Annotated in this window: 13 protein-coding genes; 8 read left to right on the top strand and 5 right to left on the bottom strand. The window is 62.5% G+C overall.

Translation table 11 applies throughout. The features are described 5' to 3' along the window. Nucleotides 1–106 precede the first annotated feature (106 nt). The 3 genes from LB545_RS11765 to LB545_RS11755 all read left to right on the top strand — a co-directional run bounded on the left by LB545_RS11765 (nucleotide 107) and on the right by LB545_RS11755 (nucleotide 2,735). On the top strand, nucleotides 107–691 hold the full coding sequence (locus LB545_RS11765) for a DUF1214 domain-containing protein (RefSeq protein ID WP_140517961.1): 585 nt from the start codon (nucleotides 107–109) through the stop codon (nucleotides 689–691). Next, the gene (locus tag LB545_RS11760; protein ID WP_140672003.1) at nucleotides 684–1,253 is read left to right on the top strand and encodes a DUF1254 domain-containing protein; all 570 of its coding nucleotides are present in this window, start codon (nucleotides 684–686) and stop codon (nucleotides 1,251–1,253) included. Before LB545_RS11765 ends, LB545_RS11760 begins: the two co-directional genes overlap by 8 nt. Nucleotides 1,254–1,703: 450 nt before the next feature. Beyond that, on the top strand, nucleotides 1,704–2,735 hold the full coding sequence (locus LB545_RS11755; protein ID WP_140672001.1) for a hypothetical protein: 1,032 nt from the start codon (nucleotides 1,704–1,706) through the stop codon (nucleotides 2,733–2,735). Here LB545_RS11755 and LB545_RS11750 read toward each other — a convergent pair. From LB545_RS11750 to LB545_RS11740, 3 genes are all read right to left on the bottom strand, one after another. After that, entirely contained in the window at nucleotides 2,713–3,060 is a 348-nt protein-coding gene (locus LB545_RS11750; protein ID WP_140494737.1) for a DUF1491 family protein, read from the bottom strand. The genes LB545_RS11755 and LB545_RS11750 overlap by 23 nt on opposite strands. A gap of 71 nt (nucleotides 3,061–3,131) precedes the next feature. Further along, complete coding sequence (locus tag LB545_RS11745; protein ID WP_140671999.1) at nucleotides 3,132–3,896, bottom strand: peptidoglycan-binding protein; 765 nt, start codon at nucleotides 3,894–3,896, stop codon at nucleotides 3,132–3,134. After that, nucleotides 3,871–5,616 (bottom strand): sensor histidine kinase, encoded by a 1,746-nt coding sequence (locus LB545_RS11740; protein ID WP_140555855.1) that lies wholly within the window; start codon nucleotides 5,614–5,616, stop codon nucleotides 3,871–3,873. The genes LB545_RS11745 and LB545_RS11740 overlap by 26 nt, the downstream gene beginning before the upstream one ends. 198 nt (nucleotides 5,617–5,814) lie before the next feature. Here LB545_RS11740 and LB545_RS11735 point away from each other — a divergent pair, with 198 nt between their 5' ends. From LB545_RS11735 to LB545_RS11725, 3 genes are all read left to right on the top strand, one after another. Then, complete coding sequence (locus tag LB545_RS11735) at nucleotides 5,815–6,054, top strand: hypothetical protein (protein WP_140520734.1); 240 nt, start codon at nucleotides 5,815–5,817, stop codon at nucleotides 6,052–6,054. A 95-nt stretch (nucleotides 6,055–6,149) separates the two neighbouring features. Beyond that, the gene (locus LB545_RS11730; protein WP_140517959.1) at nucleotides 6,150–6,500 is read left to right on the top strand and encodes a DUF5330 domain-containing protein; all 351 of its coding nucleotides are present in this window, start codon (nucleotides 6,150–6,152) and stop codon (nucleotides 6,498–6,500) included. Nucleotides 6,501–6,598: 98 nt separating this feature from the next. Beyond that, nucleotides 6,599–7,027: a SufE family protein gene (locus LB545_RS11725; protein ID WP_140495047.1), complete on the top strand. Its 429-nt coding sequence runs from the start codon at nucleotides 6,599–6,601 to the stop codon at nucleotides 7,025–7,027. Nucleotides 7,028–7,211: 184 nt separating this feature from the next. On the opposite strand, the gene LB545_RS11720 is transcribed toward LB545_RS11725, so the two are convergent. After that, nucleotides 7,212–7,637: a MucR family transcriptional regulator gene (locus LB545_RS11720; RefSeq protein WP_095089970.1), complete on the bottom strand. Its 426-nt coding sequence runs from the start codon at nucleotides 7,635–7,637 to the stop codon at nucleotides 7,212–7,214. 429 nt (nucleotides 7,638–8,066) lie between these two features. Next, nucleotides 8,067–8,435 carry an SH3 domain-containing protein gene (locus LB545_RS11715; protein ID WP_140520957.1) on the bottom strand — a complete coding sequence of 123 codons (369 nt, stop codon included), beginning with the start codon at nucleotides 8,433–8,435 and terminating at the stop codon, nucleotides 8,067–8,069. Nucleotides 8,436–8,551: 116 nt separating this feature from the next. On the opposite strand from LB545_RS11715, the gene LB545_RS11710 reads away from it, so the two are divergent. Beyond that, nucleotides 8,552–10,666, top strand: coding sequence for a S9 family peptidase (locus LB545_RS11710; RefSeq protein ID WP_140567669.1), 2,115 nt, complete (start codon nucleotides 8,552–8,554; stop codon nucleotides 10,664–10,666). Nucleotides 10,667–10,733: 67 nt separating this feature from the next. Beyond that, a complete protein-coding gene (locus LB545_RS11705) occupies nucleotides 10,734–11,360 on the top strand; it encodes a LysE family translocator (protein ID WP_140517957.1) in 627 nt (208 codons plus the stop codon). Nucleotides 11,361–11,434: the final 74 nt, after the last annotated feature.

Raw genomic sequence — 11,434 nt, 5'->3', positions numbered from 1 at the left:
GGGAAGATGGAAAAGCCACACCTTGCGAATCCGCGTCCTGCGGCTTGCCACACGACCCCGCGCCGCGATATCCCCGAGCGGCAATTCTTCATGCGCCCGGCCTTTCATGCTCAAGAACGCCTTCCTGACGCTGCTTTCGCTTGCCATAGCCATCGGCGGCGGCGGCGCCAGCGTCTGGTATGCGCTGAAAATGCAGGACGGCGTCGGGGCGATCAGGATCGGCCAGTGGACCGCCTTTCCCGATATCGGCACACCCGCAGCCGACCCCTATTCCAAGGCCCGCGTGGCGCGCGAGGGCGTGCTCGCGCTCGGCCGCGCCGAAGGGCTGTCCTTTGTCGCCGAGGACGACGCAGCTGGCGGAGAACTCAGGCGCGAATGTACCTACACGATCGAAGGCGGATTTCCGACCGCCCGATTCTGGACCCTCTATGCCGCCGACCAATCGCTCAGCGTGGTCGAGACCGGCAAATCGCGGGTTGCCGCGCTTCAATCCTATGGCGTGCTGCGCCAATCCGACAATTCGGTGCTCATTTCCGTCGGCCATCACCCGATGCCCGGCAATTGGCTGCTGACCGACGGTTCCGGCAGGATGTATTTCGTTTTGACATTCTACGACACGCCGATCGCCAGCAGCACCGGCCTGTCGGATGTGTCGCTGCCCAAGATCACCAAGGTCAGCTGCGATGCGTAGTGTCTATGCCGCGACGCGCAGACTTCTACATGCCGTCCTGCTCGGCCTCGTCGGCGCCGGCATCGTGCATATCGTCGTGCTGCTTCTGGTGCCTGAATTCTCGGAACGCGATGCCTGGTCACGGCTGTCGATGGCGTCGGATCTCTACCGGATGACCCGGCTCGATGCCGAGGCGGGCGGCGCGCCGGTGGTGAAATCGGTCGACCCGCTGTTTTATGCGACGGCTTGCCGGTTCGACCTCGATGAGGGAATGGTGAGGATCAGGGCGCCGGGCAATGTGCCCTTCTGGTCGGTGTCTGTCTATGACCGCAACGGCCACAACATCTATTCATTCAACGACCACACGGCGACCGGGGGCAAGCTGGATGCCGTGGTGCTGACGCCGGCGCAGATGATCGACATACGCAGGGACCTTCCCGAGGAGCTTCAGGGAGCGATCTTCGTCGAAGCGCCGATCGACGAGGGCATATTCGTCATCCGCAGCTTCGTGCCGGACGACAGCTGGAAGTCGATCGTGTCGCGCTTTCTGGAGCAGAGTTCGTGCGAGCTGCAGGACTTTTAGACCGCGGCCCGGACAGTCAGCATCACAACAATCAAGGGCGGTGCCGCAGGGATGATTCCCGCCTCGGCCTCAAGAACGTTCAGTGGTGCGGCACTGGCGTGCGTGGCGATCCCGGCTTGTCAGGGCCGGCAGGCCGCGCTTCCCCCGCGGCGGACCGCTCATAGCGGATACCGGGAAAGATGATCACCGCCGCCGGTATTTCGGTGGTTTGCTTTGCTCGATTGGTCGGTGCCGTTCTCGGCACGAAAGACAGTACCATGCCCATGGTTCGCGTATTCCTCTCGGTTGCCCCGGAGCACAACGCAACGCCTCCAAATATCATTAAGGCCGGCAGAGGGTTAACGGAGCGCTAACGGATCCCAGCTAACTTGATCTTTGTTTTTGGCAATCGCGAAACCGACATGGTTCCGAGCATGGTCAAGCGTGTATAGAGTATCGGGCGTATCCCTCGTGTCATCTTCGGACTTCAGGCAAATCGCGGCAAGGACGGAATCAGGAAAGGCCGAAAGGCTGTTCCGCGCAGCGGTGTCTGCGTTCTGCTCGCTCACCCGGCCATCCCGCCGTGAAATTGGCCAGCTCGAAGATCTGACGCTGCCGCTGTTCGACAACGTGTCCGCCGAATCGCGCCGCTACGTGGCGGCGGCCCTCTCTGAATGCGAATATGCTCCGGCCGGGCTGGTGCGGCGCCTGTGCGAGGAGCCGGTGGGCATCGCCGCCCCCTTGCTCATCCGCTCGCGCGCAGTCAGTGACATCGACCTCATTGCGCTGATCGGCCGGCACGGACTGCCGCATGCGCGCGCGATCGCGCGCCGCAAGAACCTTAATCCGACTATCGCCGATCTGATCAGGGCACTGGAAAGGCCGACGCTGGTGCGGGTGCGCGATCCGGAAGCGGAAGCCTCTCCGGCACAAACCGCTCCCTCGAAGGCGCCGGCCGCCGACAGCGTGGCGAAGCAGCAGACGCCGGGCGTTGGTGCCGAAAATGCGCGGCGCAGACTGCGCTCCATGATGCGGACCGGCGAGGAGGCGCAGGCGGCGCAGGTCGATCCGTTCACCGGAGCCGACACCTATGCCAAATTGCGCGAGACGGCGCTGACCGGAAACGCCGCCTTCTTCCAGACCGCGCTCGCCGATGCGCTCGATATCGATTTCTCGACGGCCAGGTTGCTGACGGCGAACCAGAATTACATGCCGCTGCTGGCGGCGCTGCGCTCGCTCGACCTCAGCGAGGACCGGGCATTCCTGATCACGGTTGCCGTCTACTCCCGCGAGTTTCCGCATCCGCAGGCGATCCGCACCTTCCTCGATCGCTACCGGCTCCTGCACCGCGACGCGGCGCTGGACAAGGTGCGGGAATGGAAGGCCGTGACCCTGTCCGATGTGGTTCGCGACGCCGCCCCCACCAACAGCGCCAGCCGCGAGGCGTCGAACAGTGACGATGCAGCGGCCTTCCCTGGCCTCAGGACATCTTCACGGAAATAAGCTCCTCGACAGGAACAGCGCCGGCCTCGATCTCAACCACCCAGATGTCGGGATCGAATTTCTTCTCGCGTTCCAGCCTGGCGTCCAGCACCGAAGCATCGGCGGCGGTGGCGAGAAGGCTAAAGAAACGGTCGTCGGGCTTGGCCGAATCGTAGCTCGTCTGTGGCGCCGGCCCATAGAGAGCGATTTCACCAAGCCGGCTCCGCGTCAGAACGAACACGGCGCCGGCTTCGGTCGCGCCGCGCTTGACCACGGCGGCAAATCCGCCCGCGCCGAAAACCCGACGCAACAGGGCCGATACCCACAGATCCGTGGTCACGCGCATGAGAAAAGTCCGGACAGCATGCGGGCTATCTATCGGTATTTACACCGCTGGGCGAGCCGTTGTTTGCGCCGTCAGTTGGTCAGGCCGATCTCGCGCATCTTGACATAGACCAGTTCGTCGGGCTCGCCGGTCTGCGGCAGGCCGAACAGCGACTGGAATTCCTTGATGGCCGCCTTGGTACGGGCGCCGACGACGCCGTCGAGCTGCATGTCGTCATTGCCGAAGGCCTTGAGCCCGGCCTGTATCTTGACAATGCGAGGATCCGGCGCTTGGGAAGCCGTATCGGTCTGCAGCGACACTGGAACCGCCTGCGACACTTCGGGACGCGGTTGCGGTTTCGGCACGGCGGGGGTTTTCGGGGTCGCGCCCAGCTGATCGAGCAGCAGCGCGTCGATCTCGCCGGACGTGTTGAGCCCAACCTTCTGCTGATAGGCCTGGATCGCCTTGCGCGTGTTGGGTCCGGAAATGCCGTCGACCGTGCCGGCGTAGAAATCGAGATCCTTCAATATGCCCTGCACCTGCTCCACCACCGGATCGCCCTTGACCGGCGCCGGCGCGGTACCTGGCCGCACGATGTTGAAGGTGGTCTCCGGCTCATCAGCGGCCGCGTGCGGAACGCCCTGCATGCTGCGGGTCGCGAAGAAGGCGCCGGCATGCGGAAAAGGCTGGTACCACAGCGCATTCGCCGAAACGTAGAACAGCGTCACCAGGAATGCCGTCGACCCTCCCACCAGGACGGGATTGCGCGAAATCATGCCGCCGATGGCGACGGCTCCGTCCTGAAAGGCGTTGCTGCGGCGCTTGGCCGCCTTAGGCTGTTTTGCGGAGCGCGCCATTTCCGTCCCCTTTCGCCCTGGCCAGCGGCATCGTCAGCACCCCGGCCTTGTCCGCCGGCCGCCCTTTCGGCCCGTTCACCGGCAGGCTGATGGTGACCGTGGTGCCCTCGCCCGGCATGCTTTCGATCGACATGGTGCCTTCGTGCAGCGCCACCAGTCCCTTGACCAGCGACAGGCCAAGGCCGGTCCCCTCGAAACGACGGGTATAGTCGTTCTGGATCTGCATGAACGGCTTGCCGAGATTGGCGAAATCTTCCTCGGCGATGCCGATGCCGGTGTCCCGCACCCAGAAATGCAGGCGCGAACCGATCCGCTTGGCGCCGACGACGACATCGCCGCCATCGGGCGTGAACTTGATCGCATTCGAGACGAGATTGATGAGGATCTGCTGCACGGCGCGCCGGTCGGCGTTGATTTCGCCGGCGTCCGGCGCGATCTGCGCCTTGAGATCGATGTTCTTGGCCTGCGCCTGGAGCCGCATCATCTGCTGACACATGTCGACGGCTTCCATGAAGCGGAATGGCTCCGGTTCGGTCGCATAGACGCCCGATTCGATCCGCGACACGTCGAGAATGGAGGTTACGACGGCAAGCAGATGCTGGCCGGAATCGCGCACCAGACCGACATATTCCTTCTGCCGTGGATCCTTGAAGGCGCCGAACATCTCGTGCAGCAGCATGTCGGAGAATCCGATGATGGCATTGAGCGGCGTGCGCAGTTCGTGGCTCACCACCGCCAGGAAGCGCCCTTTCGCCACTTCGGCGGCGGCGGCCGCGTCATTGGCGGCGCCGAGGTCTTCGCGCAACCGGGCGACCTCGTCGTTCTCGCGCAGCACAAGCGTGAAAACGTCGCCCTGCTCCTGAGCACGCATCAGTTCGAGCGAAAACGGCCGATAGTTGTCTGCCGGGCCATTGCCATTCTGTCCATTGCCGTCCTGCGGCAGCCTGACGCGCAACTCCAGCCTCCGCGACAGCGCCCCGTCTCGCATGTCGGCCAAGGCACTGAGATAGGAGACGCGATCCGAGAGATGCACGCGATCGAAAAGCCCGGTTCCGCAAAGCAGTTGCGGGGGCAGTTTCAACAGCGTACGCGCCTTTGCCGAGGCATCGATAACCTCGCCATGGCGGGCGACGCGCAGGACCACCGCGTCGATCATGTCTTCCAGACGATCGCCGGTGTCCCCTACGTCGGCCGCAGCCGCCGTGTTGCGAACCGCCGATATACGCGGCACCAGCGTCAGCGCCCAGGCCAATGGCAGCAGCCAGTGCCACGCGGCGATCGGCACCGCGGCATGCGGGAGGACGGTTGCCGTCACAGGCTGCAACAGAATGGCGACGACGGCGCAGACGGCTCCCCACAGCGCCGCGCGGCGCGAGGCGCCGATCCACCAGGCTTCGAACGGCAGCGCCACGAAAAGCATCGCGACCGGAGAGCTCAGCCCGCCGGCAGCGGCAACAAGACCGGCGAGCGCAAGTCCCGCGATCGCCAGCGCGGCCCGGCCGGCCAGATCCATCCTGCCGGTCGCGGCCACCAGCAAGGCGATGAACCAGCAAAGACCAAAGGCCGCGAAGATGGCGGCCACGGTGACGGCTGCGCCCATGCCTGACGTGACGAGCGTGACGGCGGCACCGGCGGCAAAGAACGGAGCGGCCAGCATGGCGCCGATAAAGCGACGCTGACGCTCGCGGTCGTCCAGCCCAAGAATGGAGGGATGGACCATACGTTCACAACCGGCGGCCATTGCCCCAGGCAATTCAACGTATCTGGCCTTGATCGGCATCAACTCAACGCACCCGCACTCGTCGTGAACAGCTCTGCTTTTGCAGATCGTTTTGATTGACTCTGAAACTCGCACCCAGCCTTTAAAGAATGGATAAGGCAGGGCCGACCCAAGGCCCGGCCCACGGCGAATATCGGGATGGGAGCGCCCGAAAAGGCGGGCAAATGCCACCATAGTAAACGGAGGGTTATCCGCAGGGGCCGCCCGCAGCGTGGCCAGCCGCAGCGCACCGACCGCCTGATTTTGTGGAAAACGCAACAGAAACAAAGGAATATATGGCTGATGGATGATAAGAAAAATGGTTCCAATCTGAGACAAATCGACAGCAAAACGCTTCGTTTCGAATTTGCCTCAAATTTGAAGAAAATTCTCGGCTAACCCGCAAGCCGTCCTTTGCGCCTGTGTGCCAATATCCCGCCCACAAAAGAGGTCATGCTCATGGCTGCATGATCCGGTCACGACAAGAGGCGAGCATGTTCTTCCTGATGAGAATGGCTTTCTGGTTTTCGCTGGTGCTGCTGGCACTGCCGCTGGGCGTCGGTCCCGGCGAGCCGGGCCAGGAAAGCGTAGGACCGATCCAGGCCCTGTTCGCAGCCCGCGACGCGGTCGGCGACATCGCCGGTATTTGCGAACGCAAGCCCGATGTCTGTGAGACCGGCAAGTCGGCAATGCACACCATCACCGCAAGGGCCAAGGAGACAGCCAAGATCGCGGCCGCCATGCTGGACGACAAGTCCGCAGGCCCCGACATCTCCACAATGACCGGCAGCGTTCCCGAAGAAGTCGTCTTGCCCGAGACAGTCAACCTGCCGGTAAAGAATTAAGCCGTTTCGACGGCGCACCGCGGGCAGTCTGCCTCTCGACGCCCGCGGTGTTTTTGTTTTTCCGTGACGCGGCGACGGTGGATGACTATATCCCTGTCATGACGACCACGATCCAGACGATCCGCGACGACTTCTCATTCCTTGACGAATGGGAGGACCGCTATCGTTATGTCATCGAACTCGGCGAGGCGCTGCCGCCATTCCCGGATGAGGAACGCACCGCCGCCAACAAGGTGCCGGGCTGCGTCAGCCAGGTCTGGCTGACCACCGAACGGGGACCGGGCGGCGATCCGGTCATCACCTTCAGGGGCGATTCGGACGCCCATATCGTACGCGGGCTGGTGGCGATCATGCTGGCGCTGTTCTCCGGCAAGACCGCCAGCGAGATCCAGAAAATCGATGCGGAAGCGACGCTGAAGGCGCTCGGCCTGGACGAGCACCTGTCGCCGCAGCGCGCCAACGGCCTTCGTTCGATGGTCAAGCGCATCAGGCGCGACGCAGAGGCCGCACTCGAGCAGACGGCCTGATATCGCCTCCGCGATCAGCCGATCGCATCATACCGCGCACTGGTACCAGCGCTGTCCGGCCCGGCCGGCAAAGTAAAACGGCGCCCGAAGGCGCCGATGTCGATCGTTGAACCTTCCGTCCGGCTCTATCTATCGTTTGAGCCGCATTCTGCGATACCAAGTGTACTCACCTGGCAGCAAATGCTTAGCGGGCCTTGCGCTTGCGGCCGAGCCCCATCTTCTTGGCGAGCTGGGAGCGGGCGGCCGCGTAGTTCGGGGCAACCATCGGGTAGCTCGGGTCGAGGTTCCACTTTTCGCGATACTGATCCGGCGTCAGATCATAATGAGTCATCAGGTGACGCTTGAGCGACTTGAACTTTTTGCCGTCTTCAAGGCAAACGATGTAGTCGTCATGAACCGAGCGCTTCGGGTTCACTGCCGGCTTCTGCTTGTCGGCGGGCGGCTGTTCGGCGGTTCCGCCCACACGCCCGAGAGCAGCATGGACATCGGAGATGAGGTTCGGCAGTTCGCCGACCGGCACGGGATTGTTGCTGACATAGGCGGCCACCACGTCGGCGGTCAGCTCGATCAGCGCGTCGCTGTTTCTGGAAGGTGTTTCGACAATATCCATGGTCTTCAGGCCCCAACGAGAGTTAGTTTAGTGCGCCCTTTTTTACAGGCAAGGCATTGCACGAATTTTGTGCAGACAGAGCTTCTGCGATTCGTGTCGCGGGGGCATCAATGAACCTACCTAGCAAGTAAGTCAATTCGATCCTTGCACTATATTGAACGATGTTGATCAAATATTTTCGGATCAGCTTCAATCTTTCGTGCACGATGTAATTTTTCGATATTTCCCAGGCGAAACCAGCGACCGGTGACGCAGCGTTAGCTAACCGTTACATTCGCGCTAACTCACAAAGCATCTCCGAGTGCTTCGCTTTGCTTGGCGATCGCGCCGGCAATCTTGGTTGCTCACCCCCTTTCACAAAACCATAGGTTGCCCCACCTCGGCCATTGCCGGCCCTCACGCGTCGTGCAGCCGACCAGCTCGGATCACTCAATACGGGGCGATGTATTTGCCATAGGCCCACCCGGTGACAAAACCGCCGTTCTTCGCCGGATCATGCCAGACTTCGCACCAGCGATAGCGAACCGCCTGCTGCTGCTTCCATGCCGGCTGATTGGCGATGTCGAGCAGGTTCGTCCCGCCAGTGCATCGTCCGGTCATCTGCAAAACGGTGCCGTTCGGATATGCGGCCTGTTTCTGGGACGTGCCCGAGGGATATTTGCGCACGTTGAGCGTGTCGCCGAACGGCACGTTGGCCACTTGCCAAGCGGCGAATACGGTCGCATGAGATTGGCCGGCGATGGCCATAGTTGCGGAAACGACGGCGAGAGCCGCGACGGTGCGAGCATAGATATACATTATTTCTCCTCCCGGCCCGCTTTCTGGAGCCCGGCGCAGCAATAAGACCCGGCTCTTGAACCCGCGCTGATCGGCGTGTTCATTGGCCATTCAGGACATTTCCAAAGCGAGACGCAATGACCAAAACTTCTGCATTCCCGGATGTCACCCCGCCAACGCCCGAGAAGCGGCCGGTTTTCGACACGCATCACGGTATCACGCGAACGGACGACTATTCCTGGCTGCGGGCCGACAATTGGCAGGAGATGTTCAGGGACCCCGCATTGCTCGATGCGGGCATCCGCGCCCATCTCGAAGCCGAGAACGCCTACCAGTCGAAACTGATGGCCGACACGGCCGATTTGCGGAAGCGGCTGTTCAAGGAGATGAAGGGTCGCATCAAGGAGGACGATTCTTCCGTGCCGATGAAGGACGGACCCTACGCGTATGGCTCCTCCTTCAAACTCGGCGGCGAGCAGCCGCGCTATTTCCGCATGCCGCGGGACGGCGGCGCGCAGCATATCCTGCTCGACGGCGATGCCGAGGCCGAAGGCAAGGCCTATTTCCGGCTTGGCGGCGTCGATCATTCGGCCGACCATGGCAAGCTTTTATGGGCGTTCGACGACAAGGGCTCCGAATTCTATACGCTTCGGGTGCGCGACCTCTCCGACGGCAAGGAACTCGCGGACACGGTTCCAGACACCGGCGGTTCGGGGGTGTGGAACGCCGCCAATGACGGGTTTTTCTACACCCGGCTCGACCCCAACCACCGTCCCTCCAAGGTGCTGTTCCATGCGCTTGGGCAGGATCCGGCAAGCGACCGGCTGATCTATGAGGAAAATGATCCCGGCTTCTTCATGAATGTCGGCGGCACGCGCTCCAATGAATGGATCATGGTTGCCATCAACGACCACGAGACATCGGAATACCGGCTGCTGAGCGCGGGCGAGCCGTTTGGCGAGCCGAAGCTGGTGGCGGCGCGCGAGACCGGTCTTCAATACGAGATGGAGGAAGGCGGCGACATTTTCTTCATCCTGACCAACGCCGATGGGGCCAAGGACTTCAAGATCATGACGGCGCCGGCGAGCGATCCGATCCGCGCCAACTGGCAGGAACTGGTTCCGCACGAGGCCGGCCGGCTGATCCTGTCGGTGATCGGCTTCAAGAACCATATGGTCAGGCTGGAGCGCAAGGAGGGCCTGCCGCGCATCGTCGTGCGCGACCGTGCAACCGGCGAGGAACACCTGATCTCCTTCGACGAGGAGGCGTTTTCGCTCGGCCTGTCGGGATCCCTGGAATACGACACCGAGATCATGCGCTTCACCTATTCATCGATGACGACGCCGGCGCAGGTCTTCGACTACAACATGCGCACCCGCGAGCGCGTGTTGCTCAAGACCCAGGAGGTGCCGTCCGGCCACGACCCGGAGCGCTATGTCACGCGTCGGCTGATGGCGCCCGCGGCTGATGGCGAATTGGTGCCGGTCTCGCTCTTGTACCGCCGCGATACCCCGCTGGACGGCTCCGCGCCTTGCCTGCTTTACGGCTACGGTTCCTATGGCATCACGGTGCCGGCGGCCTTCAACACCAACTGGTTCTCGCTGGTCGACCGCGGCTTTGTCTTTGCAATCGCCCACGTCCGCGGCGGCAAGGACAAGGGCTATGGCTGGTACGATGACGGCAAGCGGGCGCACAAGATGAACACTTTCACCGATTTCATCGCCTGTGCACGCCATCTGGTCGCCGAACGCTACACTGTGCATGACCGCATCGTCGCGCAAGGTGGATCCGCCGGCGGCATGCTGATGGGCGCGGTCGCCAACATGGCGCCGGACTGTTTCGGCGGCATCGTTGCCGAGGTGCCTTTCGTCGACGTGCTCACCACCATGCTCGACGCCAGCCTGCCGCTGACCCCGCCGGAGTGGCCTGAATGGGGCAATCCGATCGCGTCGGCGGACGATTACCGGACGATCGCCGCCTACTCGCCCTATGACAATGTCGCCGCGCTCGGCTATCCACCGATCCTGGCGCTAGCCGGTCTCACTGACCCGCGCGTCACCTATTGGGAACCGGCCAAATGGGTGGCGCGGCTGCGCGAGCGCAAGACGGGCGACAATCCGGTCCTGTTCAAGATCAACATGGAATCGGGCCATGCCGGCGCGTCCGGCCGGTTTTCCCGGCTGGAGGAGATCGCCTACACATATTCATTCGCCTTGAGAGTGACAGGCAAGGCAACAGGGCCGCAGGGCTGAAGCGGTCATTGCCCTTCGGCCCCTGGCGTGACTTGATCGGCGACGAACGCCGAGGAGGATGCGAGCAATGATCGACCTGGCCACATTGACCACCTATGTCGCCGTGGTGCTCGGTTTTGTGTTTATTCCCGGCCCCGCCACGCTGCTGACGGTCGCGCGGGCAACGAGTTCGGGAACCAAAGCCGGCATCGCAACCGGCGCAGGGATCGCGGCCGGCGACGTGTTTCACACCTTCACGGCCATGGTCGGCATCTCGGCGATCGTCGCCGCATCGGCGGTGTTGTTCAGCGCCGTGAAGTATCTCGGTGCGGCATATCTCGTTTATCTCGGCATTCGCGCGATCATGGAAAAGACGCCGGCCGATCTCGCCGCCGGCAGGTTCCCAATCTCAGCGGGCAAGGCGTTTCGGCAAGCCATACTGACTGAGATGCTCAACCCCAAGACGGCGCTTTTCTTCCTCGCGTTCCTGCCACAGTTCGTCCGGCCCGAAAACGGATCGGTCATGCTCCAACTGGCGGTATTGGGGATCATCTTTGTTCTGCTGGGCCTCTTCAGCACAGTGGTTTTCGCGGTGAGCGCAGGCGGGCTTGGCACTTTCCTGCGTCGAAATCCCACGGTGTTAAAATGGCAGGGCAAGATTGTCGGCGGCATCTATTGCGGTCTGGGCGTGCGGCTGGCGCTTCAGCAGCGCTGACGCGAAACGGTGACCGGCGCGGCCTTCTCGGCGAGCCGGGCAATCATTGGTTTTTGAATTCCGTGTTGCTGGTT

It is taken from the genome of Mesorhizobium sp. BR1-1-6, assembly GCF_020165355.1.
GTDB lineage: Bacteria > Pseudomonadota > Alphaproteobacteria > Rhizobiales > Rhizobiaceae > Mesorhizobium.
Note: the sequence above shows the minus strand (reverse complement) of the source record. Positions and strands in the feature narration are given on the sequence as shown.